The sequence below is a fragment of the Rathayibacter sp. AY1C5 genome, from assembly GCF_002931705.1.
Lineage (GTDB): Bacteria > Actinomycetota > Actinomycetes > Actinomycetales > Microbacteriaceae > Rathayibacter.
This window is the reverse complement of the sequence record NZ_PSWD01000023.1, coordinates 1-23,881: the sequence shown is the minus strand read 5'-3', so window position 1 is coordinate 23,881 and position 23,881 is coordinate 1. Positions and strand designations below refer to the sequence as shown.

The window sequence follows — 23,881 nt, the reverse complement described above, 5'->3', positions numbered from 1 at the left end:
GCCGGCGGAGAGCCGGCCCCGGTCGCTCCGGGGGAGTGGTGCCGCGTCGAGGACGACGCCGGGCGACCGGTGGTGCTGAGCGACTAGAACTTGCGGTCGGGCAGCGCGGTGGTGGCGGCCTCGGGCGAGTCGAAGGTCTCGCTCGGGACGACGATCGAGGACTCGACCGTCTCGCCGGCCAGGGTCTTCTCGACCGCGTCGAGGGCGGTCTCGCCGAACAGCGGGTTGTACTCGGCGACGAAGCTCAGCTCGCCGTCGGCCAGCGCCTGCAGGGCGTTCTTGGTGCCGTCGATCGTGGCGATCTTGACGTCGGTGCCGGGGGTGAGGCCGGCCTCCTGGACGGCCTGGACAGCGCCGAGGCCCATCTCGTCGTTCTGTGCGAAGACCAGCTGGACGTCGTTGTTGTTCGACTTCAGGACGGTCTCGAAGACGCTCTTGGCCTCTTCGGTGGACCAGTTCGCGGTCTGCGCGCCGATCTTGGTGAACTTCGAGTCGGCGCCGATGACCTCGTCCCAGCCTTCGTTGCGCTCGTTGACGACCGAGACGCCCGCGGGGCCCTCGAGCGTGAAGTACTTCGCGCCGCTCGGGAAGGTGGTCTTGGCCCAGTCGGCGACCGAGGTGCTGACCGCGATGTTGTCCGGCGCGATGCGGGTCACGTAGAGGTCGGTGTTGTCCGGCTCGATGCCGCGGTCGATCAGGATGACCGGGATCTCGGCCTCCTGGGCGCGCTCGAGCGAGTCCTCCCAGCCGGAGCCCTCCGTGGCGGAGAGCAGGATGATGTCGACGCCCTCGTCCACGAAGGAGGTGAAGGAGTCGATCTGCGACTTCTGGTCTCCGTTGGTGGCGGGTGCGTACTTCAGGTCGAAGCCGGCGTCCTTGGTGAACGTGTCCTCGATGTTGGTCTCGTTCGCCTGGCGCCACGCGCCCTCGGGGCCGACGGCCACGAAGCCGATGGTGGTGAGGTCACCGCTCGAGCCGGAGCCCGAATCGGTGCCGGAACCGCCCGAGCAGCCCGCGAGTCCGAACGCGAGTGCGCCGACTGCTGCGAAACCCAGGAACTGGCCGATACGCCTCGTCTTGGACATAGATCTCCTCCTTGAGATCGCGGGCACGAAGAGAGTGCCCGAGATGGTGGACCCCGAAGGGCCTCGAATGCGGGCCTAGCGGCCCGAGGTGCGGTGAGTGCAGGATGTGCAGTGGGCGCCGGCCGAAGCAGCGCCACGTCGAAATGTTACCGTGAACAATTCTTGTGACGCAACAGCACGGCGGTGCGCTTCGGTAACGATCCGGTCGCGGGGCCCGCAGGGCCCGATGGCAACCCTCTGCCCGGTGGTCGGGCCCGGGAGTAGCTTCCCTGGCCATGATGCTCCCTCGATCGCGCTCCGTCCCCGCGACGGCCGCGACGGCGGCCCTCGTGCTCGCGCTCTGCGGATGCTCCGCGGACGGCACGGCGGCCCGCCGCGCGGCCGACGCCTTCCTCTCCGCGCTCGCCGACGGCGACGGCCGCGCGGCGTGCGCGCTGCTCACCGATTCCGCCCGCGAGGCCGTGGAGGACCGGTAGGGCGACTGCCCCGGCGGCGTGCTGGAGCTCGGGATCGCGGAAGACGGAGCAGGGGACGCCGAGGTCTACGGCCGGGCGGCGATCGTGCGCTCCGGCGGCAGCGCGGTGTTCCTCACCCCGGGCGACGACGGCTGGCTGGTGCGCGCGGCGGGGTGCACGCCGGTGGCGGACGCGCCCTTCGACTGCGTCCTGGACGGGAGCTGACGTGCGCACCGCTTCCGCCCTGTACTACGCCGTGATCGTGCTCGGCCTGATCGGGTTCTTCGCCGTCGGGATCCTCGGGAGGTGAGCCGGATGCGCCGCTTCCTGCGCGAGAACGGACTCTCGCTGTTCTTCCTCGCGATCTTCCTGCTCGCTCTCCTCGGGCAGTCCTTCGCCGAGCTCGCCGCCTACAACGACACCCAGGTCGCGGAGGGGCTGCGGGAGGTCGGCTACTGGCGCTTCGTCACCTCCTCCGACTTCGCGATCGACGTCGCCGAGAACTGGCAGTCGGAGTACCTCCAGTTCTTCCTCTACATCGGCGCGACCGTCTGGCTCGTGCAGCGCGGCTCGCCCGAGTCGAAGCGGGTGGGCGAGGAGGGCCTCGAGACCGACGAGCAGCAGAAGGCGGGGGCGTCCGCGGAGGACGACTCGCCGCCCTCGGCGTCCGCCGGCGGCGTGCGGCAGGCGCTGTTCTCGCACTCGCTGCTGCTGGTGATGGGGGTGGTGTTCCTGCTGTCCTGGGCGGCGCAGTCGGTGACGGGCGTCGTGGCCTACAACGAGGAGCAGCTGACGAGCCTGGAAGCGCCCGTCGACTGGCTCGGCTACGTCTCCTCCGCCGACTTCTGGAACCGGACGCTCCAGAACTGGCAGTCGGAGTTCCTCGCGGTGGGCAGCATGGCGGCGCTCGCCGTGTTCCTGCGCGAGCGCGGGTCGAGCGAGTCGAAGAAGGTGGGCGACCCGCACGGGCGGACGGGGATCTGAGCGGTCAGGGGGCGTCGGATCGGACGCGAATCTCGTCGCCCTCGAGGGCGAACCGCAGGGACGTGCCGATCGGGAACCGCTCGCGCAGGGCCTCCGGCGCCGCCGACGTCACGGTGAACTGCGCGACCGCGGGGAACGCTCCGGCCGTGCAGCCCTGGAAGAACAGGCCGTCCTGCGGCTCGGCGGTCCGCACGATGGAGAGGCACGAGCCGGCGCTCGAGGAGCGGCGCTGCCGGACGACGGTGAGCCCCGTGTCGGCGGGCAGGCTCTGCCGCACGACGGTGAGCCCGCCGAAGTCCTCGGTGGTGACCGATCCGTCGAACCCCAGTCCCTCCCAGCCGGGGAGGTCGGTGCCGTTCGACAGCGGCAGCACGGCGACCTCGCGGCCGGGCTGTCCGTCCCCGGCGGTGGCGAGGAGGGTGGCCCCCGCGGCGACGGCGGCCGTCGCGGCCAGCGCGGCGAGGAGGAGGAGGCCGCGCCGACGGGAGCGGCGGGGCGGGACGTGGCCGAAAGGGTCGGACTCCTCGTCGGCGGAGGCGTCCGCGGAAGGTGCCGCGTCCTCCGGCGCCGCGTCCCCGGAGACCGCGGGAACCACCGCGTCCGGCAGCGCGGTGCCGAGGGCGGGGCGGACGCGGGCCTCGAGCGCGGAGAGTCGGGCGAGCGCGCCGGGGTCCCGCTCGATGTCGGAGCCTCGGCCGTAGGCGCGCCGCTGCAGCTCCGCGAGCTCGTCCGGTCGCTGATCGTCCACCCCCGGATCCTCGCAGGCCCGGCGCCCGAGCGGGACCCGCCGGCGCGTCGAGGTCCTGGCGGTCGAGCAGCCCGGACGGCTCATCGAGACCCGGTGGACGGTGCGGCCGCTCGGCCGGCGGGGGAGGTCAGTCGTCGTCGTCGTCGAGGTCGTCGTCGCGGTCGGCGGCGATCATCTCGACGATCGTGTCGACGGTGAGCCAGGGGCCGTTGCTGACCTCGCCGATCTTCTCGCGGTCCTTGAAGACGACGATGCGGTCGCTGAGGCGCACCACCTCCTCCAGCTCGGACGAGATGTAGACGACGGTCACCCCCTCCTTCGCGAGCTGCGCGATGTGCGCCTGGATCTCGACCTTCGACGCCACGTCGATCCCGCGCGCCGGCTCGTCGAGCACGAGCAGCCGCGGACGGGTCGCGAGCCACCGCGCGAGGACCACCTTCTGCTGGTTGCCTCCGGAGAGGTACTTCACCGGGATGTCCGGGTCGGCCGGCGAGATGTTCAGCGCCTCGACGTAGGTGCGCACCAGGGTGTCGGTCTCGGCGGCCGACAGCGGGTGCGCCCAGCCGCGCAGAGCCTGCAGGCCCAGCACGAGGTTCTCGCGGAGGGAGAGGTCGCCGATGATCCCGTCCTCGCGGCGGTTCTCGCTCGAGTGGGCGATGCGGTGGCGCAGGCCCGACACCGGGTCGGAGATGCGGGCGGGCTCGCCGTCGATCAGCACCTCGCCGGTGTCCGGCTTCTCGACCCCGCTCACCAGCGACGCCAGCTCGGTGCGCCCCGAGCCGCGCAGGCCCGCGAAGCCCACGATCTCGCCGCGGTGCAGCTCCAGATCGGTCGGGCCCACGGCGCCGCGGCGGCCGATCCCGTGCGCGCGGTAGATCGCCGGGCCGACCGGCTGGCGGCGGTGCTCGCGGCGGTCGGAGCCGATCTGCCGCAGCGCGTCGATGTCCTTGCCGATCATCTTCGCGATCAGCTCGGCGCGGTCCATGGTGTGCGCCGGGTACTCGCCGACGGTGCCGCCGTCGCGGAGCACCGTCAGCCGGTCGCTGAGGGTGAGGACCTGCTCGAGGAAGTGCGAGACGAACAGGATCGCGACGCCCTGGTCGCGCAGCCTCCGCAGCACCGTGAAGAGGCGGGCCACGTCGCTGAGGTCGAGGCTGGAGGTGGGCTCGTCGAGCACGAGCACGCGCGGACGGTCGACCATCGCGCGGCTGATCGCGACCAGCTGGCGGATCGCCGGCGAGAGCGAGCGCAGCGGCAGGTGCGGATCGAGGTCCTCCAGGCCCAGCTCGGCGAGCATCTCGGCCGCGCGGTGGTGGGTGCGCGACCAGGAGATGCCGAAGCGGCCGCGGACCTCGTGGCCGAGCATCACGTTCTCGCCGATGCTGAGGTTGTCGGTGAGGCGCTCGTCCTGGAACACGGCCGTGATGCCCGCTGCCTTCGCCTCCGCCGGGCCGCTGAAGCGCCGGGCGACGCCGTCGACGAGGATCTCGCCCGCGTCGGGCTGGTGGATGCCGGTGAGCGTCTTGATCAGCGTGGACTTGCCCGCGCCGTTCTCGCCCATCAGTCCGTGGATCTCGCCCGGCACCAGCCGCAGGTTCCCGTCCTTCAGAGCGGGTCCGGAGGCGAAGGAGACGCGGATGCCGGTCATCTCGACGACGGGTGCCGCGGAGCTCCGGGTCGTCCTCGATGAGATCGCCACGTGCCGTCCTCGGTTCGTGTGCGGCGCGCCGTCAGGGTCCGGCGTGCCAGGGGCTGCCGCCGATGATACGCGAGCGCATGCGGCGGGACGGGAACAGGAGGGTCACGATCGGGGAGCGGCCGTGGAGGAGCGGATCACCAGCTCCGTGGGGATCCGGGTGCGCTGCGGGATCTCCTGGCCGCGGATCCTCGCGTGGATCACCTCGGCGACCGTCGTCCCGAGCTTGTCGAAGTCCTGGCGGACCGTCGTCAGCGGCGGGAGGAAGTGGCGGGCGGTGGGCAGGTCGTCGAAGCCGACGATGCTCATGTCCTCGGGCACGCGGATCCCGCGCTCGACGAGGCCGTGGATCACTCCGAGCGCCATCTCGTCGTTCGCGACGACCATCGCGGTGAAGTCGGGCACCGACTGCAGGCTCGCGGCGAAGTCGTACCCGGAGTCCGGGGTCCAGTCGCCGATGACGATGGGGCGCTCGTGCATCCCCCACGACTTCGCGCGGCTGTGGAAGGCGCGCTCGCGGGCGCGCGCGTCGAGCCAGTCGAGGGGGCCGGAGAGGTGCAGCACGTCGCGGTGGCCGAGGTTGCCCAGGTGGTCGACGGCCTGGAACATGCCGGCCTGCTGGTCGACCGAGACGGTGAGGAAGCTCGGATCCTTGTCGCTCTTCACCACGAGCGTCGGCACGCCGATCTCGACGGTGCGGAGGGTCGCCACGGAGGAGGAGCGCGGCGCGATCACGCAGAGCGCGTCGATCCCGAGGCCCATCAGGTGGGCGATCGCGTCGGTGGGGGTCATCTCGAGGTCCGGCCGCAGCGCGACGGAGGTGATCGAGTACCCCTTCTCGCGGGCGGCGCGCTCGATCGCGCGGAGGGTGCTCGACGGCCCGTACTCGGCGCCGCTCTCGATCATCACGCCGATGCGGTCGGTGCGCTGCGTGACGAGGGAGCGGGCGGCGATGTTCGGCCGGTAGTTGAGCTCGTCGACCGCCTCGAGGACCTTCTGGCGGGTCGACTCCTTGATGTTGGGGTGCCCGCTGAGCACGCGCGACACGGTCATGTGCGAGACGCCCGCGACCGCCGCGACATGGCGGAGGTTCGGCCGATCGGCCATGAGAGGACCTCCTCCGCTCCCCGGGCGGGTGAGCCGCGCCACCCCGGCGCGGACGAGGCTCAGAGGGCTCGGCTGCCGGGGGTGGCACCAGCATAGTCAGGCGGGGCCGACCTCCCGGTGGGCGCCTCCTGAGCGGGCGGGCATCGTCCGTTCCGCTGCCGGATCGGCCGTGGCGCGGGGCGGGCGGGACCGTCCCGGTCGCGTCGCTCTCACCGCGGTCCTCGATGATCGAGGGGGCTCCGGGGCGTCGTGAGCCCTCGCCAGAACACGTCGTGCAGGGAATGCTCGGCGACGAGCTCCGGAAGGATCGGGGCCGCGTCCGCTCCTCGTAGGAGGATGTCGTCCAACGAAGCGATGACGTCCACGACCGAGCGCGGAGTGAACTGCCCGGCGAGACGTTTCGCCTTCGCGCGGACGTTGTTGGGCGTCGGGCCCGCATCGATCACGGAGTGGTTCCAGAGCCGGCTGTGGTGAGCGCACCGGTTGCGCAGGTAGACGAGTGCGCGGACCCGGTAGGCGAAACCGGCTCGGGCGACTCCCAGACCGGACGCGACGTCCCCCGCAAGCGATCCTCGTGCCCCTCGCTCGATGCATCTCGACAGAGTTCCGAAGGACCAGGCCTCGACGGCCGACCACACCGGTAGCTCGCCGAAGGCGGCCGCGCCCCTGCCGCCGGGGAGCTCCGTGAAGCGGAGGACATGCCGTTCCCTGCTGCGCTCGATGTCGCGGAGGCACGAATCGACTGTCGACTCCGCGTTCGGAGACTCGGAGTAGAAGCTCTTCTCGAGAGAGCACTCGTACGGGCCGTGCTCACGAGCGATGACATGAGCCGTACGGCTGCGGAGAAGGATCTCGGCACGGGCCAGTCGAGCACGCAGGCTCTGCCGCAGCGCTTCATCTGCGTCGCAGACCGCTCGGACGTCCTCGAACGAGACTCCGTCCGCGAACGAGTCGTCCCCGTCGTGCGGAGCCCGCTGGAAGTAGCGGGCGTACCCGGAGAAGCGGTAGTAGTTCTGCGCGGCCAGGTAGCTCGTGCAGGCCTCCCCGTCGGCGATGCCGAGCCCGCGGTCACGGAGGAGCTGGACCTGCTGCTTCCACGACAGGCTCGGTTTCCGTGCCATCGCAGTACCTCGGTGCCGAAGAAAAAGGCCCCTCCCATGTGAGCATCGCGGAGAGGCTTGGGAGGGGGTCGATCGGATCGAATCTACCAGGCGTCCCTCAGCCGTGGTCCCTGCGGCGCCACTCGACCAGCAGGTGGCACGAGTGCTGATCGGACCATCGCCGCAGGACGGAGAGGGCCGACCGCTGCGGCGCCGAACGCTGCGGGTCTTCGAAGGCGCGGGGCGGGCGGGTACTCTCGGGAGCCTCATGGCACGCGACAACGAACCGACCGTCACCCTCACCGATCCGCTCGAGGAGCGCCTGCGCGCGCAGGTCGCCCGCGAGGGGGAGCGCAACGTCGCTCTGCGATCCGCGGCCCTGCTCACCGGCGGGTACGAGGGCGAGTCCTTCCTCCTCACCGTGGGCGGCGAGCACGCCGACGGGATCCTCAAGGGAGCGCCCTCCCTCTACTGGCCCGAGCTCTGGGGTGCCCGCGCGCTCCTCTACGTCTGGGACGACGACGCCGCCGACGCGGTGACCGCCGGACTCGCGAACCCCTCCTGGCGCGTCCGCGAGATGTGCGCCCGCGTCTGCGCCGAGCGCGTGCTGGGCGGGCAGAAGAAGCTGTCCCGCCTGACCACCGACGAGCACCCCCGGGTCCGCGCGGCAGGAGCGCGCGCTCTCGTGGCGGCCGCTCTGGCGGGGATCTCCTCCGGTCGCGACGCGAAGGGCGAGTTCGCGGCGAGCGTCGAGGCCGTCCTGACGGGCATGCTCCGCGACCCGGACCGCGACGTCCGCCGCGCCGCGCAGCAGTCGGCCGACGCGCTGCGGGACGCCCGCTCGGCCTGAGCGGACCGCCCGCCGGCGGTCGAGGCGTCGCGAAGGGCCGCCTCCCGGCTCGGATGACGACCGTTCGTGACGCCTCGGAGCCCCGGGGGCTCAGCCGACCAGGTGCGTCGCGCGCTCGAAGGCGCGCTTCAGCTCGTCGCGCTTGCGGGGCTGGCTCATCGCCCGCTGGCCGGGGCTCCACGAGTCGATGACCGTCGGGCCGTCGACCAGGTACGGCTCGATGTTCTTCTTCCAGCCGCTGGTCGGCGCGGTCCCGGCGTTGACGACGACCCGCAGGTCGGGGAGCAGCGGCAGGAGCCGGCGCAGCTCCATCGCGCCCTGCCGCACCTCGTCCGCGTCGGGGGCGCCGTCGAGCTGCCACGGCACGATGTTCCAGACCAGGGTGCGGGCGTGCAGTCCGACCTCGTCGCGGAGGGTCCAGGTCGAGGCGGCGGTCGCGTCGTCGTTGTCGACCGAGACGAAGCCGGAGCCGTCGGGGCCGGTCGACATCGGTCCCGGGGCCTCCAGCACGATGAGCGCACGCGCCTCGACGCCGGCCTCGGCCGGGTCGAAGTCGGGCACCACGGCACCCGGATGCCTGCGCATGCGCCGGGCGAGGAGCTCCTCGCGGAACGCCCGGAGGGGCTGCACCGAGGGCTCGTCCTCGAGCAGGGCCCGGCGCTCGTCGAGGGCGGAGCGGTCGCGGAAGCCGTACGGCTCGGTCAGGAACACCCTCCGAGGCTAGTCGCGATCGGCGCCGCCGCGGGAGGCGGGCCTGCGGGCGCCCTCCTGGGTGACCCCGGCAGGGCCTGGCTCGCGCCGCCCCCGGCTCCTACGGTCTGACTGCAGTCGAGAATCTGGACCGGAGGGGGTCACCGTGTCGGACGAGCCGTCAGTGAGCATCGGGGTTCCGTACGTCGAAGGGGGGTCGTCGCCGCAGGTGCTGGACGTGTACAGCAGGTCGGTCTCCCCGGCCGAGGACGCTGCTCGGCCGGCCGTCGTGCTGATCCACGGCGGCGGGTGGTTCCGGGGGGACAAGAGCAAGGAGCGGGCGCTCGCGACGATGCTGGTCGACGCCGGCTACCTCGTGTTCGCGGCGGACTACCGCGAGGCTCCGGACTCGGTCCTCCCGGCCAGCAGGGACGACGTGCTCGCCGCGGAGCGGTGGGCGGTCGCGTCCGAGTGGGCGTTCGACCGGAGCAGGCTGGCGTTCTTCGGCGGATCGGCGGGCGGGAACCTGGTCGTGGAGGCCGCGATCGCCACCGGCCGGCCCGCCGTCAGCTGGTCGGGGATGTTCGACCTCCTCGGCATCGTCGAGGCGACCGACGACCTCCCGGCCACGCCGACGACGCAGGATCTCGACGCCATGAAGAGCGCCGACATCAATCAGACCGGCCGGAACGACGCCTTCCTGCGCTGGACGATCCTCAACGAGGTCGGGGGCGACCGCGAACTGCTCACCGCCGCCTCCACGACGCGCCACGCCTCGCCGGACGGCGGGCCGGTGTTCCTGGCCAACTCGCTCGGCGAGTTCGTCCCCGTGAGCGACGCGCAGGCCATGCAGGCGGCGCTCTCCGCGGTCGGAGTCGCCAGCACGCTGCAGCTGATCCCGGGCACCCGTCACGCCGAGGGGTACACGGAGGCGGCCATCGGCCCCTCGCTCGCCTTCCTCCGCGACGCCCTCCCGCCGGCCCGAGCATGACGACGACGGAGTTCGCCGGAGTCGGAAACGTCTTCTACTTCGTCGACGACCTCGACGCCGCGATCGCCTGGTACTCGGCGCGGCTCGGGCGCGAGCCCGTCGTCCGCGGCGGGGCGCTCGTGGCCTACGACCTGGACGGCACCCGCCTGACGCTGCACGAGCGGGACGAGCTGAACCGGCCCGGACCCGACGGCACGAGCCCGTACTGGACGGTCCCCGACGTCGACGCCGTCGTCGCCGACTGGACGGCGAACGGCGCCGTCGCCCACCGCGGTCCGAAGACGGTGTTCACGGGGGAGCGGCTGTGCCAGCTGCTGGACCCGTTCGGCAACCTCTTCTCGGTGCGGCAGGCCGTGTCCCGTGACTGAGGACGTCGCTCCGGCTCCCGCCGCCCCGGCGCAGACGTCCGCGCCGGCGCAGCCGTCGGCCTGGGCGCCCATGGCGATCACCGCCTTCCGCGTGCTGTGGTTCGCCCAGCTGGGCAGCAACATCGGCACCTGGATGCAGACCGTCGGAGCCCAGTGGTACCTGGTCGAGGCGGCCGCGGGCGCGGCGGTCGTCGCGCTCGTGCAGACGGCGAGCCTGGCGCCCTCGATCCTCGTCGCCCTCCCCGCGGGCGTGCTGGCCGACTCGCTCGACCGGCGGCGGCTGCTCATCTGGGGGTCGTCGGCCAGCGCGCTGCTGGCGGCCGCTCTGACGGTCGTGGCGGCGGTCGGCGCGCTGACGCCGTGGACGATCCTGGCCTTCACCTTCCTCCTCGGCATCACCTCCACCCTGACCTCGCCGGCCTGGCAGGCGATCCAGCCGGAGCTCGTGCCCCGGAACCTGATCGCGGCGTCGTCGGCACTCGGCGGCGTGACGGTGAACGGCGCCCGCGCGGTCGGCCCGGCCCTGGCGGGAGTCGTCCTCTCGGCGTTCGGCGCTCCGGTGGTCTTCGGCATCAACGCCCTGAGCTTCATCGGCGCCGTGCTCGCCCTGCTCTGGTGGAAGCGGCCGGCGCAGACCGGCCTCGACGACCGCGAGCAGTTCGGCGCCGCGCTGAAGGGAGGGATCAGGTACGTCGCCTCCGCGCACCTCGTCCGCCGGATCCTCCTCCGCTCCGCGCTCTTCGCCCTGCCGGCCAGTGCGCTCTGGGCGCTGCTGCCGCTCACCGCGAAGCGCCTCCAGCTCGACTCCAGCGGCTACGGCTTCCTCCTCGGTGCCCTCGGTGCGGGTGCCGTGCTCGGCGTCTTCGCCCTGCCGCTCGCCCGCCGGAAGCTCTCGGACGACGTCGTCATCGGGGCGAGCGCCGTGCTGTTCGCGGCGGGGACGCTCGCGGCGGCCTTCCTGCCCCTCGTCCCGGCGCTGCTGCTGCTGGTCCTCGCGGGGCTGGCCTGGATCGGCACCCTCACCGTGCTGAACGCGGCACTGCAGCTCACACTGCCGCAGTGGGTGCGGTCCCGCGGAGCCTCGATCTACATCCTGGTCTTCATGGGGACCATGGCGGTCGGCTCGATCGGCTGGGGCCTGGCCGCGCAGGTGCTCGGCACCGCGCCCGCGTACGCCGCGGCGGCCGCTCTGCTCCTCCTCGTGGCGGCCAGCGTGCGGGTGCTGCCCCTGCTGCCGGGGACGGGCACCGTCGACCGCAGCATCTCGATGTCGTGGCCCACGCCCACGCTGGTGTTCGAGCCGGAGCCGACGGACGGGCCGGTGATGGTGCAGATCTCGTGGACGGTCCGCCCCGACTCCCTCGCGGACTTCCGATCGGCCATGCGGCTGCTGGAGAGCTCCCGCCGCCGGACCGGCGCCTCGCGGTGGGCGCTCTACCGGAGCGGGGAGGAGGCCGACGTGCAGCTGGAGACGTTCATGGTGCCCTCGTGGGGCGAGTTCCGGCGGCAGGAGACCCAGCGGCTCACCGGCCGCGACCGCGAGATCCGCGCGGCGGCGCTGACCCACGCCGACGGCGATCCCGTCGAGCGGCACTTCTTCCCGAGCGCGACGCCCTCCTCCTGAGAGCGGGAGCGGCGGCGAGCCGTCCCCGTGATCGTCAAGACGCCGGCCTGCGAGCGGTGTCTCGGCGACACACGGACGCCTCGCCGCGCGTCTCGGGCGCGAGGGCCGAGGTGCGCCGCGGTCAGCCGCCGACGGTGGAGCCGAAGCCGGACTTGCCGGAGGAGCCGAAGCCGCCGGAGAGGGTCGCCTTCGAGCCGACGGTCGAGCCGGCCGGCGCGCGCTGCACGACGTCGGGCTGGGTCGCTCCGCGGGCCGCGAAGCCGCCGGACGCGACGGGCGCCCAGCTGGTCGCCCGCGTCGAGTTCCAGCGCGAGGACGCGAAGATCAGCGGGCCGAGCCAGAAGCCGCCGGCGTAGTGCCCGCGGTACTCGTCGGTCGCCTCGCACAGCTGCTCGGGGTCGTCGCCGACCTCCTCGCCCTGCGCCTGGAGCTGGGCGATCTGCTCCCGCACGTCGGCGAGGCAGTCCTCACGACTCGCGTAGACGGGGCGCTCGGCGTTCTCGGGGATGACGTAGTCCTGGCCGTCGGCTCCCGTGGCGACGACGCCGTCGGTCGAGGGGCCGCCGTTCGCGAGGGCGACGGCGAGTCCGACCGCGCCGACCGCCACCGCGCCGCCGATGAGCAGGCCGCGGCGGTTCTTCGCGATGCCGCTGATGCCGACGCTCCGGGAGCGGTGGGGAGCAGTGCGGGTGGAGCCGTCGCCTCGGCCGGTGCCGCCGCTCGTTCCGCCGCTCGGCGTGCCGGAGCCCGCCGCGGGCTCGCGGCTGCCCCAGTCGTTCCCGGAGCTCGGCGTCCCGGAATCGCCGGGGGTGCGGTCGTCGTCCGTCATCGGGTCTCCTCGTCCTGCGGGCGGGCCGCGCGGGTGTCCTGCGGCCGGTCGTGCTCGGGGGCGCCGTACTCGGGCGCGGGGGTGCCGGGCGCGGGAGCGCCGTAGGCGGGGGCGGCGCCGTGCTCGGGGTGGGAGGCGGCCGACGCGGCGTCCGCGTCCGTCGCGGCCCCGTCGCTCCGTCCGCCCTCGATGTAGTGGGGGACGAACTCCGCCAGGTCGCCGGTGATCAGGCCGCTCGTCTCGCGCACGTCGATGCCGGCCGGGGTCTCGCCGACGATCCAGCTGCCGATGACGACGGTCTTCCCGTCGACCCGGGCCAGCTCGGCGCGCTCCTGGTGGATGAAGCCCTCGGCGCCGTAGCTCCCGCCGTTCTCGGCGACGACCGAGCCGTCGGCGTCGAGGACCGTCACGTTGGCGCCCTCCCGGCCCAGGCGCGGCTTGCGCACCTGGGCGGTGCCGGGCAGCGGATGCACGGAGGCGGGCAGCAGGTTCGGGTGGCCGCGGAACATCTCCCACAGCACCACCAGCAGCTGCTTGTTGCTGAGCAGGAGCTTCCACGCCGGCTCGACCCAGCGGGTGCGCTCGCGCCGGTCGAGGAGCAGGCCGCCGAACTGCTCGCCGAGCATCCACTCCCATGGGTACAGCTTGAAGACGTGGCGGATCGGCTCGCCGTCGCCGTCGAGGAAGCCGGCGCCGTCGAGCTCGTAGCGGATGTCCTCGACGAAGATCAGCTTGGGGTCGAAGCCGGCCTGCGCCGCGGTCTCGGCCATGTAGGCGACGGTGTCGGCGTCCTCGACGATCAGCTCGCCGTCTCCGGAGTCGTGCAGCGACGCGAGGTGCAGCCGGGCGCCCTCGTCGAGGCTCCAGCGCTCGAGGCGGAGGTGGCGCCACTGCTCGACGAGCTGCTCGTGCAGGCTGTTGAACTGGTCGGCGTCGGGCCCCTTCGTCTCGACCAGCCACTGCCACTGGGCCGCGGCGGTCTCGACCAGCGAGGTCGGGGTGTCGGCGTTGAACTCGAGCAGCTTCACTGCGCCCGCGCCGTCGTAGGCGAGGTCGAAGCGGCCGTAGACCGTGGGGTCGTCCTCGTCCCACGAGGTGCGCACCAGGTCGTGGAAGCGGGGCGGGATGCCGAACTCGGCGAAGCGGCCCTTCCGCACCACGAGCTCGCACGCCTCCATGCAGAGGTCGAAGAGCTCCGAGGTCGTGCGCTCGAGCAGGTCGATCTCGGCGGGCTCGAAGGAGTAGGCCGCGGACTCGTTCCAGTAGGGGCGGCCGCCCTCGGAGGGGAGGTCGTAGAAGCTGAAGCCGATCTCGTCGCAGCGGGCTCGCCAGTCCGGTCGCGGAGTGAGGGTGTGTCTGCGCATGATGTCCGGCAAGTGTAGGTCGGGCGTCCGCGTGAGGGCAGGGGGTGGCGCCGTCCTCCGCGCTAGCCTCGACGGGAGCGAAAGGCCGTGCCATGACCGCACCCCTCCCGCTCGCGGGCGTCCGCGTCCTCGAGCTCGGCAACTTCATCGCGGCGCCCACCGCGGGCAGGCTGCTCGCCGACTTCGGCGCCGAGGTGATCAAGGTGGAGCGGCCCGGCACGGGGGACGAGCTGCGCCGCTGGCGGCTGCACGAGGGGTCCGAGACCTCGCTCCTCTTCCACACGATCAACCGCAACAAGCGCTCGATCGCGCTCGACCTGCGCACGGACGAGGGGCGCGACGCCGTCCGCCGCCTGGTCGCCGAGTGCGACGTGGTGCTCGAGAACTTCCGGCCCGGCACGCTCGAGCGCTGGGGGATCGGGCCGGCCGTGCTCGACGAGGCCCGACCCGGCATCGTGATCGGCCGCATCTCCGCGTTCGGGCAGACCGGCCCGCTGTCGGCCCGGCCCGGGTTCGCGGCGGTCGCGGAGGCGATGGGCGGGTTCCGCGAGCTGGTCGGCGACCCGGACCGGCCGCCCGTGCGCGTCGGCGTCTCGATCGGCGACTCGATCGCCGGGCTGTACGCGGGCTACGGAGTGATGATGGCGCTGTTCCAGCGCGAGACCCGCCGCTCCGCCGGGCTGGATCCGGCACCGCTGGCGGAGCGGGTCGTCGACGTGGCGCTGCACGAGGCGATGTTCTCGATGACGGAGTCGCTGATCCCCGACTTCCAGGCGCACGGCATCGTCCGGGAGCGCGTCGGCGGGCGGATGGAGGGCATCGCCCCGACCAACGCCTACACCTGCGCCGACGGGGCGAGCATCGTGATCGCGGGGAACGCGGACGCGATCTTCCAGCGGCTGATGGCGGTGATCGGCCGCGCCGACCTGGGCGGGGACCCGGCGCTCGCCTCGAACGAGCAGCGCTGGGCCCGGCGCGACGAGCTGGACGCGGCGATCGGCGCGTGGACGGCGGGCCGCACCGCCGCCGAGGCGCTCGCGGTCCTCGACGACGAGGGCGTCCCATCCGGCCCGATCTACACGGCCGCCGACATCAGCGCGAGCGAGCAGTACGCGGCGCGCGACATGATCCAGGCCTTCGACGTCGAGGACGCCGGCCGCACTCTGCGCGGCGTGGGCTTCCCGGGGATCGTGCCGGTGCTCGGCGGCCGCTCCCTCCCCATCCGCTCGCTCGCGCCCGACCTGGGCCAGGACACCGAGGAGGTGCTGGGGATGCTCCGGCGCACCGGTCCCGCTGCTCCCTCCGCCGACGGGGCCGCTGCTGCTCCCTCCGCCGCCGCTGCCGAGGAGGCCGGCCGGTGACCGCGCTCGCCTCCGCGCGCCTGCGCGACGTCACCCTCCGCGACGGCCTGCAGCTCACCGGCAAGCTCCTGACGACCGAGCACAAGGTCGACCTCGCGCGCACGCTGCTCGCCGCGGGAGTGCCCGAGCTCGAGATCGGCTCGCTCGCGCGCGGCGACCTCGTCCCTCCGATGGCCGACACCCTCGACGTGATCGCCGCGCTCACTCCCGAGGAGCTGGAGCGGTGCTGGGTGTGGGTCGCGACTCCGCGCCACGTCGAGCGTGCGGCCGCCGCGGGGGCGCGCCGCTTCCAGTACTGCTTCTCGGCGTCCGACTCGCACAACCTCGCCAACGTCGGCAGGCCGACCGAGGCGAGCATGGCCGCGATGCCGGAGGCGGTCGCGCTCGCCGAGAGCGTCGGCGGGCGGATCCAGCTGTGCATCGCCACCTCCTTCACCTGCCCGTTCGAGGGCCCGGTCGATCCGGAGCGCGTGCTCGCGATCGCGCGCGACACGCGAGCGGAGGGAGCGGCCGACGTGGTCGTCTGCGACACGCTCGGTCAGGCGCACGCCGGCCAGGTGGCGTCGCTCGTCTCACGCGTGGCCGCGGAGACCCCGCCCCGCGAGATCGTGTTCCACGGCCACGACACCTGGGGCTCGGGCGTCGCGAACGCGATCGCCGCCGTGCAGGCCGGGGCCGCGGTGGTCGACGGCGCGCTCGGCGGCCTCGGCGGCTGCCCCTTCGCACCGGGCGCCAGCGGCAACACGGCGACCGAGGACCTCCTGTTCGCCCTGCGCCCCGACTGGTTCACGCCCGGCGCGCTCGCGGTCCTCGTCGGCGAGTCGGAGGCGCTGCTCGCCGAGCTCGGCGAGCCCGGCCGCTCGAAGGCCGCGCAGGGCGCCCGCTCGAACGCCCCCGCCTTCCCCTGGGCGCTCTGAGCGGATCGTCCCCCGCTCGCCGGTCCGAGGCGTCGCGAACGGTCGCCTCCCGCCGCGGAGGACGACCGTTCGCGACGCCTCGACAGCGTCGTGCGGGTCAGCGCGCGAGCAGCGCGCCGAGGCGTGCGCGCTCGGCGCGGAGGACGTCGACCAGGAGGGAGCCCTCGGGCGCGGCGAGCCAGCGCTCCAGGGCGAGGTCGAAGAGGGCGGAGGCCGCGAGGGCGGCGAGGGCCGCGTCCTCCGGCGCGACTCCGGCGTCGACGAGGGCGGCGCGCATGCTCTCGGCGAGGGCGGCCGACTTCAGGAGCTCGCGCTCGCGCAGCTGCGACTCGGAGCGCACGACGGCACGGCGGGCGGCGATCGGAGCGCGCCAGGTCTGGAGGTCGCCCGAGGCGGCCGCCTCGAGGCCGTGCATCACGAGGTCCATCGGCGCGAGGCCGGCGGGGGCGCCGGCGAGCAGGCGGCCGACGATCTCGGGGAACTCGCGCTCGCGGAGGAAGAGGACGTCGCGCTTGTCGGCGAAGTGGCGGAAGAAGGTGCGGGTGGTGAGCCCGGCGCGCTCCGCGATCGCGGGGACGGTGGTGCCCGCGTAGCCGTGCTCGGCGAAGAGCTCCATCGCCGCCTGCTCGAGGCGGAGGGCGGCGTCGGGGGCCCAGCGTGACATCCGCCCAGGATAGCTGACGACACGACGTGTCATCGGGAGTAGTGTGACGACACGTCCTGCCATCACTTCCGACTGGAGCCGCCCGTGCCCGAGAACGCCGCCGCCCTGCTGACCGCCCCGCGGGCCGACCTCGTCGTCCGCCCCGCTCCGATGCCCGTCCCCGGTCCGGGGGAGGTCCTGCTGCGCAACCGCGCCCTGGCCGTGAATCCGGTCGACGAGATGAAGCAGTGGACGGGCGATCTGATGTTCCGGTGGGTGCCGTACCCGGCGGTGCTCGGGGAGGACGTGGCCGGAGTGGTCGAGGCGGTCGGCCCTGGAGTGACGCGCTTCGCCGTCGGCGACCGGGTCGTCGCGTACGCGGTCGGGATGGAGCGCGGGCGGCGGAACCGCGACGAGGGCGCCTTCCAGGAGTACACGGTCGTGCGCGAGGACCTGGCGGCGCCGATCCCCGACCGGCTGGGCTTCGAGGAGGCGGCGGTGCTGCCGCTCGCGGTCTCGACGGCGGCGACGGCGCTGTTCCAGCGGGACCACCTCGCCCTGCCGCACCCGAGCGTCCCGGTCCGGCCGACGGGCAGGACGGTCGTGGTCTGGGGCGGGACGACGAGCGTGGGGAGCAACGCGATCCAGCTCGCCGTCGCCTCCGGGCACCGCGTGGCGACGACCGCGTCCCCCCGCAACCACGATCGGATGCGCGAGCTGGGCGCCGAGATCGTGCTCGACTACCGCAGCCCCACCGTCGTCGCCGACCTGGTGGCGGCGCTCGCGGGCCACGAGGTCGCGGGGGTGCTCGCGATCGGGACGGGCTCCGGTGCCCCGTCGGTGGCGGTGGCCGCGGGCACCGGAGCGCGACGCGTCGCCCTGGCCAGCCCCTCCGTCTCGTTCGGCTCGCTCCCGCGCCGGCGCGGTGTCAGCGCCGCCTTCGTGCGGACGATGCTGCGCCTGGTCGGCGGCACCGCGGCGCTGCAGATCGCGGCCCGTCGCCGCGGCATCCGCGCCCGCTTCGTCTGGGGCGGCTCGCTGACGACGAACGAGGTGGGGCCGATGCTGTGGCGCGACCACCTGCCGGCGGCGCTCGCCGAGGGCCGTCACGTCTGCGCCCCGGCGCCCGAGGTGGTGGGTGAGGGGCTCGCCGCGCTCCAGCCCGCCCTCGACCGGCTGCACGAGGGTGTGTCGGCGGTGAAGCTGGTCGTCCGGCTCTGAGGGGCGGGTCGCCGCCGCCTGCCCCGCCGTGCCGCGGACCGGCCGCTCCGCCCGCAGCTGCTCCGCCCGAGCCGTGCCGCCGAGTGGCCGCAGCGCCGGAGCCTCGGTATCGTGGCGCGCTCCGACGCGACCCGAGGAGATCCCGTGATCCGCCGCACCGCCCCCGGAGCCGCTGCGCTCCTCCTGCTCGCCCTGACCGGCTGCTCCGCCGGGTCGTCGCCCGCGGCGTCCCCGTCCGCCACTCCGGAGCCCGTCGGCGGCCTCGGGGTCGCCGTCTCGGCGCTCTGCGAGCCCGGCTCCGATCCGCAGTGCGTCCCGGTCGGCGGGCAGGACGTCCTCGTCGATCCCGAGGACTTCACCCGCGCGGGCGTCGCCGCGGTCGAGGCCGATCCGAGCACGGGAGTCGTCGACGTCCGGTTCGACGAGGCGGGCGCCGCCCTCCTGCGTCGCGGCTCGCAGGCGGCCATCGACGAGGGGGCCGACGCCCGGCTCCTCCTCCGCGTGGGCGACCGGGTCGAGTCGGCGCTCTCCGTGATGCAGCCGATCGAGGGCGACACCGTGCAGATCGTTCCCGCGGAGGGCGACGCGCAGGGGCTGGTCGACCGGATCCTCGCCGGCTGACGCCCGCCTAGGATCGGCGCATGGCGAAGGGTTTCCGCACGGAGCGCACGCAGGCGCTCCTCCTCGCGCAGCCCTGGGCGCTCTCGCTGGTGAGCGCCGTCTTCGTGGCGGGGATGCTCTGGCTGGCGGCGGACGCGGGCTGGGATCTCGGCGCGGTCGTCGGCGGCGGACGCCGGCACGCGCCGCTGTGGCTGGTGCTCCTGCTCGGCCTGCCGCTGTTCGGCGCCGGAGTGGTGCTCGGTGCGGTCCGGCAGGTGCGGCTCCTGCGGCGGCCGGCGGCGCCGCCCGTCCCGAGTCCGGAGGCGGAGCGGCTGCGGCGCGAGGGCCCGGGCTGGCTCAGCCGGCGCGAGGACGAGCGAGCGGCGCAGGGCGGGACCGGGAGCGCGCAGGGCGGCACCGGCGGCACACCGGACGTGATCGGCAGCGCTCCCGACGGCACGGACGACCCGCGCGACGAGGCCCGCTGACCGCGCCTCAGAGGTGCAGCATCCCCCAGTCGATGATCACGGCCAGCGCCGTGTAGGCCGCGGCCACTGCTCCGACCGCCTTGCCCGCGCGGTCGAGGTCGGCCTGCGGGTCCGGACCGGCGTCGGCGACGACCCGGAGCAGCGCTCCGACCAGCGCGATCAGCGTGATCGCCAGGATCCAGACCTTGAGCGACGCGTGCGGATCGACATGCGCGAGCGTCAGCGCGACGACCGGCACCGCCACCACGAGCACCGACGCCAGCACCAGGAGGCAGCCGCGCCGGGTGAGGCCGGTCGGCCCGAAGGAGCCGCCGCGCATCCAGGCGCGCACGCGCTGCCTCCGCGACGCGGGCGGACCGCCGGCGGAGTCCGCGTCGGTCGAGGGCCCCCAGTCCTGCGCGGTCGTCATCGCGCGGTGCCGGAGCGGTCGGGAGTCGGGCTGGGCCGCATCGGGTCCTCCAGGAGACGAGGGGGCACGTCGGACGGTGGTGCCGACCCCTCAGTCTCGGGAGCGCCTCCGGCAGCGGCAAGCGCCTCTTCCGGACATGTCCGGAAGAGGACGCTCAGGCCCGTCCCTGCAGGATCAGATTCCAGTACACCCACGGCAGGACGCGGCGGTCGGCGAGGTAGGTGAGGCGCCGCTCCTTCGCCAGGCCCGTCCAGAAGGGGACGGTCGGCTTCGGGCGGTAGCGGTCGTCGAACTCGGCGAACACCACGCTCGACCGCGAGACCACGAAGGGGCAGACGGAGTAGCCGTTGTACACGCGGGGGAGCGGGCGGCCCTTCTGCGCGGCGACGAGGTTCTTCGCGAGCGTGGTGGTCTGCTGGCGCAGTGCTCCTCCGGACTTCGAGTTGACCGTGGCCGCCGCGTCGCCGAGCGACCACACGTCGGGGAACCGCGGGTGCCGCAGGGTCAGCGGGTCGACCTCGACGAAGCCGCCCTCGTCGCCCTCGGCGGCCAGTCCGGTGCCGGCCAGCCAGTCGGGGGCCGACTGCGGGGGCACGGCGTGCAGCACGTCGTACGACAGCGTCTCGCGCGGGCCGTCGGTCGAGCGCCGCGCGCGGTCGGGGCCGGGGAGGGCGGTCGCGCGCTCGTCGACGGCGAGGACGACCCGCCGCTCGGCCGCGTCGACCTCGACCAGCTCGCGGCCGTAGCGGACCTCGATCCCGTACTCCGCCACCTTCCGCTCGAGCTCGGAGTCGATCAGCGGCATCCCGAACAGCGTGGGGGTCGGCACGACGAGCACGACGCGGATGCGGTCGAGGACGCCGGTCGCGCGCCAGTAGTCGCAGGCGAGGTACATCGGCTTCTGGGAGGCGCCGGAGCAGGTGCCGGGGCCGCCGGGCTGCGTGAAGACGACGGTGCCGGAGCGGACCTCGCGGAGCACCTGCGACGCCTTGCGGGCGTACTCGTACTCGTAGTTGGACACTCCGAACGGCGAGTCCATCGCCTCCTGGAGCCCGGGGACCGCGGCCCAGTCCTTCTGGATCCCGGGGCAGACGACGAGCTGCCCGTAGCCGACGGTGCGGCCGGAGAGGAGGGTGACCGTGTGCGCGACCGGGTCGATCGTCTCGACGCGGTCCTGGATCCAGACGACTCCCTTCGGCGTCACCGAGCCCTGGGGCCGGGTCGCCGCGGAGGCGGGTGCGGTGCCGCCCGCGACGTGGGAGAGCATCGGCTGGTAGACGTGGGTCGACCGGGGCTCGATCACCGCGACGTCGTCCACTCCGGAGCGCCGCAGCCGTCCCGCGGTCGAGAGTCCGGCGTTGCCGCCGCCGATGATGAGGACGTCGTGGCGGGCCGCGCCGGGATCGGTCATGGCCTCACCCTAGGGGCGCGCCGGGGTGAGCGGACGGGCTTGCGCAGACCCGCGGAAGGGGGGTGCGCTAGGAGGGCCCAGGGACGGTGATCCCGCACGGCCGCCCGGCTCGCGTCAGGCCGCCTCGAGCGCCTGGATCGCGGTCCTCGCGGTCGCGCAGGGGTAGGAGTCGTACCCGTCGTGGGCGTCGAAGGCGCGGCACTCGGCGCAGCGCAGCCGCACTCCGGCGCCGCCCTCGAGGACGCGCTCGGGGCGGTGCCCGTGCAGGATGACGGCGAGGCTCGCGACGAGGGGGTCGCTGCTCACCAGCGCGCTCCGCAGCGCCTCCGACCGGCGGCGGAGGTAGTCGTCCGCCACGGCGTCGATCGACTGCTCGGGGAGGTCCGGCTCGGGCCAGGAGGCGGGCCGCTCGACGGGCAGGTCGAGCTCGTCGAAGCCCATCGACCAGTCCGGGAAGCGGCGCTGCTCGTGCACGCTGGTCCAGACGGTGACCATGCCCTCGTGCCGCGGGTCGGCGAGGATCCGCGCGTAGAGCGAGCGCACGTCAGACTCCTCGCCCTCGAGCAGCTGCATCACGCGGCGGCCGCGGAAGACGAGCATCCCCGAGACGCCGTGCTCGACGTTGTTGCGGCGGCTCGTCTCGAGCAGCCGGCGGATCTCCCCCGAGCCCAGGTCGCGGTCGAGGGTGCTGACGTAGACGACGGTGAAGACGAGGGAGTCGCGCCGCGGCGAGTGCTCGACGAGGTGGAGCGTCGCGGGGGAGCGGGCGCCGGTCTCGGGATCCATCAGGGCCGCGACCTCCGGGAACTCGAGCCAGATCAGGTCCTCCGGAGCGCTCGGCTCCACGGCGGTGACCGCCGGGACCGCGTCCAGCCACTGCGTCCGCTGGCGGAGGTCGGCGGCGACGGCCTTCTCGTCGAGCCCGGGCAGGAGGCCTGCGGCGCCGGAGACGAAGAGGCTCGTCGCGGAGTTGAGCAGCAGCGTCACGACCGTCGCGTGGCCGTCGCCGCCGAGCACGGGGAGCTCGACACTGTCGGTGCGGCCGTGAGCGGCGAGCCCGGAGGCGTAGGAGACGAGTGCGTCGGCGACCGCGTCCCCCACCTGGAAGGTCGCGCCGGCGTACTGGATCTGCTTCACAGCCCTACGATGCGCCTGCGGCGGATCCACGGGTAGGGGTACCGGTGCCGGGTGGAGCGTGCAGGGGTCGCGGCTGCTCCCGTCCGAGGAGCACGGAGCGGCGGGACCGCGCCCAGTCGGCCGTCGAGCGGGCCGGCGTCCCCGTGATCCGCTCGACCTCGTCGGTGAGCACGTCGACGCCGTCCAGGCCGCGGCGGGCGACGACTCCGAACTGCCGACGGAGCCCCTCCGCCTGCCACGCGGACATGCCGGCGAGGCGCAGGACCCCGGCGAACACGCGGCTGGGCAGGTGCAGGTAGCGGACGCGCCGCCCCAGGCCCGCGGTCAGCTCGCGGGCGGCGCCGGGTCCGTCGAGCAGGGCCGGTCCGGTGAGGACGGGCTCGGCGCCGGTGTGCCCTCCCGCCTCGAGGACGTGCGCGGCGACCCGGGCGATGTCGGCGGTGTCGATCCACGGGATGACGCCGCGCCCCATCGTCTGCGGGAGCAGACCGCGCGAGATCGCGGGCGCCGAGGGCTCGAGGTTCGTCAGGAAGCCCGAGGCGTGGAGGATCGTCGCGGGCAGCCCGGAGGCGCGCACCCGCTCGTCGGTCCGCCAGATCGCGCGGCCCCAGGGGAGCGGCGAGTGCTCGGCCGCGTCGCCGCCGGAGAGCTGCACGAGCGCGCGGACGCCCGCCTCCTGGGCGGCGCGGACGGCGGTGGCGCCGTGCTCGGCCTGGCGCGGGGTGGCGGCGGTGACCAGGAAGAGCTGGTCGGCGCCCCGGAGGGCGGCGGTCAGCGCGGCCCCGTCGCCGAGGTCGGCGATCCGTGCGTCGAGGCCGCGGGCCGCGAGGGCCGCCGCCTGCTCGGGCCGGCGGACGATCGCGCGGACGGGCGCGCCGGCCGCCACGAGCCGCTCGAAGGTCTTGCCGCCGACGTCGCCGGTGACTCCGGTGATCGCGATCACATCGCTCATGATTCCTCCTAGGTATCAACTAACTGATACTCGAAGACTACGCCGCTACGCTCGGTCCATGTCCTCGGAGTTCTCCCTGACCCGCGACGACGTCGACGCGATCGCCGCCTGGACGGTCATCCGCGCCGCCCGCGACCTGGCGAGGCGGGTCGGCGACGCGCTCGCGCCGGTCGGGCTCAGCCCGGTCGAGTTCGGCGTGCTGGCACAGCTCTCGGCGGCCGACGGGCTGACGCAGGCCGACCTCGCCCGCGCCGTCGGCGTCCGCCCGCAGAGCATGACCGCCCTGGTCGCCGGGCTGGCGGAGCGGGGCCTGCTCGACCGGGGCGCCGAGCGCGGCCGCGGCCGTCACTCCCGGATCGCCCTGACCCCGGCGGGGCGCGACCTCCTCGCGGCCGCCTACCCGCTCGTGCGGGCCGGCAACGCGTGGTTCGGCGGCGAGGAGCGCGCCGACGCCGTCGCGACCGCGCTGCGCCCGCTGCTCGGCGGGCAGTCGGGCCCGGGGCACGAGGTCCCCTGAGCGGACGGGGCGGGGAGGCTCGGCAGCGGGAGAGACGGCTCCTCCTCCGAGCGCTCGTGCACACCCGGCCCCCTCGCGGGTGCCACCGGTACCCTGGTGCGGTGCCCCTGACCCTCCCTCCGCTGAGCCGCGCCCGCGCGCGCGCCGCCGCGGCGTACCCGACCCGGCAGCTGCTGACCAAGCGCGCCTCGGGCACGAACGGATGGCTCAGCTCGTGGGGGACGAACGCGCACGGCGAGATCGCCGGCTGCCCCCCGCCGCGCGGCTGACCCGCGACCGCCCCTCCTCCGGAGGAGGGGCGGTCGCGTCCCCGCGCACGCCCACCCCTCCGGAC

The 23,881-nt window shown here is 74.0% G+C and carries 27 protein-coding genes; 14 read left to right on the top strand and 13 right to left on the bottom strand.

Features of this window, described 5'->3' with window-relative positions:
* Positions 1–83 precede the first annotated feature (83 nt).
* The gene (locus tag C5C57_RS14020; RefSeq protein WP_104247802.1) at positions 84–1,085 is read right to left on the bottom strand and encodes an ABC transporter substrate-binding protein; all 1,002 of its coding nucleotides are present in this window, start codon (positions 1,083–1,085) and stop codon (positions 84–86) included.
* 275 nt (positions 1,086–1,360) lie between these two features.
* On the opposite strand from C5C57_RS14020, the gene C5C57_RS14015 reads away from it, so the two are divergent.
* The 3 genes from C5C57_RS14015 to C5C57_RS14005 all read left to right on the top strand — a co-directional run bounded on the left by C5C57_RS14015 (position 1,361) and on the right by C5C57_RS14005 (position 2,524).
* Positions 1,361–1,561, top strand: a complete 201-nt coding sequence (locus C5C57_RS14015; protein ID WP_104222395.1) for a hypothetical protein — start codon at positions 1,361–1,363, stop codon at positions 1,559–1,561.
* Positions 1,562–1,579: 18 nt separating this feature from the next.
* On the top strand, positions 1,580–1,765 hold the full coding sequence (locus C5C57_RS14010; RefSeq protein WP_104222396.1) for a hypothetical protein: 186 nt from the start codon (positions 1,580–1,582) through the stop codon (positions 1,763–1,765).
* Positions 1,766–1,855: 90 nt separating this feature from the next.
* Positions 1,856–2,524, top strand: coding sequence for a DUF6766 family protein (locus C5C57_RS14005; RefSeq protein ID WP_104297750.1), 669 nt, complete (start codon positions 1,856–1,858; stop codon positions 2,522–2,524).
* Between the two features lie 4 nt (positions 2,525–2,528).
* Here the strand turns inward: C5C57_RS14005 and C5C57_RS14000 are convergent, their stop codons facing one another.
* The 4 genes from C5C57_RS14000 to C5C57_RS13985 all read right to left on the bottom strand — a co-directional run bounded on the left by C5C57_RS14000 (position 2,529) and on the right by C5C57_RS13985 (position 7,196).
* Positions 2,529–3,272 (bottom strand): hypothetical protein, encoded by a 744-nt coding sequence (locus C5C57_RS14000; RefSeq protein ID WP_104247800.1) that lies wholly within the window; start codon positions 3,270–3,272, stop codon positions 2,529–2,531.
* Between the two features lie 127 nt (positions 3,273–3,399).
* The gene (locus tag C5C57_RS13995) at positions 3,400–4,920 is read right to left on the bottom strand and encodes a sugar ABC transporter ATP-binding protein (RefSeq protein WP_104255631.1); all 1,521 of its coding nucleotides are present in this window, start codon (positions 4,918–4,920) and stop codon (positions 3,400–3,402) included.
* A gap of 153 nt (positions 4,921–5,073) precedes the next feature.
* A complete protein-coding gene (locus C5C57_RS13990) occupies positions 5,074–6,075 on the bottom strand; it encodes a LacI family DNA-binding transcriptional regulator (protein ID WP_104222399.1) in 1,002 nt (333 codons plus the stop codon).
* A 209-nt stretch (positions 6,076–6,284) separates the two neighbouring features.
* Complete coding sequence (locus C5C57_RS13985; RefSeq protein ID WP_104247799.1) at positions 6,285–7,196, bottom strand: Abi family protein; 912 nt, start codon at positions 7,194–7,196, stop codon at positions 6,285–6,287.
* A gap of 247 nt (positions 7,197–7,443) precedes the next feature.
* On the opposite strand from C5C57_RS13985, the gene C5C57_RS13980 reads away from it, so the two are divergent.
* A complete protein-coding gene (locus C5C57_RS13980) occupies positions 7,444–8,025 on the top strand; it encodes a HEAT repeat domain-containing protein (RefSeq protein ID WP_244230570.1) in 582 nt (193 codons plus the stop codon).
* 90 nt (positions 8,026–8,115) lie between these two features.
* On the opposite strand, the gene C5C57_RS13975 is transcribed toward C5C57_RS13980, so the two are convergent.
* Positions 8,116–8,736, bottom strand: coding sequence for a hypothetical protein (locus tag C5C57_RS13975; RefSeq protein WP_104227008.1), 621 nt, complete (start codon positions 8,734–8,736; stop codon positions 8,116–8,118).
* 217 nt (positions 8,737–8,953) lie between these two features.
* On the opposite strand from C5C57_RS13975, the gene C5C57_RS13970 reads away from it, so the two are divergent.
* The 3 genes from C5C57_RS13970 to C5C57_RS13960 are packed head-to-tail and all read left to right on the top strand — an operon-like array spanning position 8,954 to position 11,698.
* Complete coding sequence (locus C5C57_RS13970) at positions 8,954–9,706, top strand: alpha/beta hydrolase (RefSeq protein WP_181069220.1); 753 nt, start codon at positions 8,954–8,956, stop codon at positions 9,704–9,706.
* Entirely contained in the window at positions 9,703–10,074 is a 372-nt protein-coding gene (locus C5C57_RS13965; protein WP_104247797.1) for a VOC family protein, read from the top strand. The genes C5C57_RS13970 and C5C57_RS13965 overlap by 4 nt, the downstream gene beginning before the upstream one ends.
* On the top strand, positions 10,067–11,698 hold the full coding sequence (locus tag C5C57_RS13960) for an MFS transporter (protein ID WP_244230571.1): 1,632 nt from the start codon (positions 10,067–10,069) through the stop codon (positions 11,696–11,698). Before C5C57_RS13965 ends, C5C57_RS13960 begins: the two co-directional genes overlap by 8 nt.
* A gap of 121 nt (positions 11,699–11,819) precedes the next feature.
* On the opposite strand, the gene C5C57_RS13955 is transcribed toward C5C57_RS13960, so the two are convergent.
* On the bottom strand, positions 11,820–12,527 hold the full coding sequence (locus C5C57_RS13955) for a hypothetical protein (RefSeq protein WP_104234344.1): 708 nt from the start codon (positions 12,525–12,527) through the stop codon (positions 11,820–11,822).
* Positions 12,524–13,891 carry a glutathionylspermidine synthase family protein gene (locus C5C57_RS13950; RefSeq protein ID WP_160035592.1) on the bottom strand — a complete coding sequence of 456 codons (1,368 nt, stop codon included), beginning with the start codon at positions 13,889–13,891 and terminating at the stop codon, positions 12,524–12,526. Before C5C57_RS13950 ends, C5C57_RS13955 begins: the two co-directional genes overlap by 4 nt.
* A 92-nt stretch (positions 13,892–13,983) precedes the next feature.
* Between C5C57_RS13950 and C5C57_RS13945 the strand changes: the two genes are divergently transcribed.
* Entirely contained in the window at positions 13,984–15,252 is a 1,269-nt protein-coding gene (locus C5C57_RS13945) for a CaiB/BaiF CoA-transferase family protein (protein ID WP_104247796.1), read from the top strand.
* A complete protein-coding gene (locus C5C57_RS13940) occupies positions 15,249–16,169 on the top strand; it encodes a hydroxymethylglutaryl-CoA lyase (protein WP_181027220.1) in 921 nt (306 codons plus the stop codon). The genes C5C57_RS13945 and C5C57_RS13940 overlap by 4 nt, the downstream gene beginning before the upstream one ends.
* 97 nt (positions 16,170–16,266) lie before the next feature.
* On the opposite strand, the gene C5C57_RS13935 is transcribed toward C5C57_RS13940, so the two are convergent.
* The gene (locus C5C57_RS13935) at positions 16,267–16,833 is read right to left on the bottom strand and encodes a TetR/AcrR family transcriptional regulator (protein WP_181027219.1); all 567 of its coding nucleotides are present in this window, start codon (positions 16,831–16,833) and stop codon (positions 16,267–16,269) included.
* An 84-nt stretch (positions 16,834–16,917) separates the two neighbouring features.
* Here C5C57_RS13935 and C5C57_RS13930 point away from each other — a divergent pair, with 84 nt between their 5' ends.
* From C5C57_RS13930 to C5C57_RS13920, 3 genes are all read left to right on the top strand, one after another.
* A complete protein-coding gene (locus C5C57_RS13930; protein WP_104247794.1) occupies positions 16,918–18,033 on the top strand; it encodes a zinc-binding alcohol dehydrogenase family protein in 1,116 nt (371 codons plus the stop codon).
* A gap of 144 nt (positions 18,034–18,177) precedes the next feature.
* Positions 18,178–18,654, top strand: a complete 477-nt coding sequence (locus C5C57_RS13925) for a hypothetical protein (protein WP_104234350.1) — start codon at positions 18,178–18,180, stop codon at positions 18,652–18,654.
* Positions 18,655–18,674: 20 nt separating this feature from the next.
* Positions 18,675–19,121: a hypothetical protein gene (locus C5C57_RS13920; protein WP_104247793.1), complete on the top strand. Its 447-nt coding sequence runs from the start codon at positions 18,675–18,677 to the stop codon at positions 19,119–19,121.
* A 7-nt stretch (positions 19,122–19,128) separates the two neighbouring features.
* Here C5C57_RS13920 and C5C57_RS13915 read toward each other — a convergent pair whose 3' ends face one another.
* From C5C57_RS13915 to C5C57_RS13900, 4 genes are all read right to left on the bottom strand, one after another.
* The gene (locus tag C5C57_RS13915) at positions 19,129–19,530 is read right to left on the bottom strand and encodes a hypothetical protein (RefSeq protein ID WP_104226999.1); all 402 of its coding nucleotides are present in this window, start codon (positions 19,528–19,530) and stop codon (positions 19,129–19,131) included.
* A 154-nt stretch (positions 19,531–19,684) separates the two neighbouring features.
* Positions 19,685–20,941 (bottom strand): NAD(P)/FAD-dependent oxidoreductase, encoded by a 1,257-nt coding sequence (locus tag C5C57_RS13910; protein ID WP_104247792.1) that lies wholly within the window; start codon positions 20,939–20,941, stop codon positions 19,685–19,687.
* A gap of 114 nt (positions 20,942–21,055) precedes the next feature.
* A complete protein-coding gene (locus C5C57_RS13905) occupies positions 21,056–22,078 on the bottom strand; it encodes a BLUF domain-containing protein (RefSeq protein ID WP_104297747.1) in 1,023 nt (340 codons plus the stop codon).
* Between the two features lie 4 nt (positions 22,079–22,082).
* Entirely contained in the window at positions 22,083–23,030 is a 948-nt protein-coding gene (locus C5C57_RS13900) for an NAD(P)H-binding protein (RefSeq protein ID WP_104222415.1), read from the bottom strand.
* Between the two features lie 58 nt (positions 23,031–23,088).
* Here C5C57_RS13900 and C5C57_RS13895 point away from each other — a divergent pair, with 58 nt between their 5' ends.
* Entirely contained in the window at positions 23,089–23,547 is a 459-nt protein-coding gene (locus C5C57_RS13895; RefSeq protein WP_181027218.1) for a MarR family winged helix-turn-helix transcriptional regulator, read from the top strand.
* 101 nt (positions 23,548–23,648) lie between these two features.
* The gene (locus C5C57_RS18195) at positions 23,649–23,816 is read left to right on the top strand and encodes a hypothetical protein (RefSeq protein WP_181027217.1); all 168 of its coding nucleotides are present in this window, start codon (positions 23,649–23,651) and stop codon (positions 23,814–23,816) included.
* Positions 23,817–23,881: the final 65 nt, after the last annotated feature.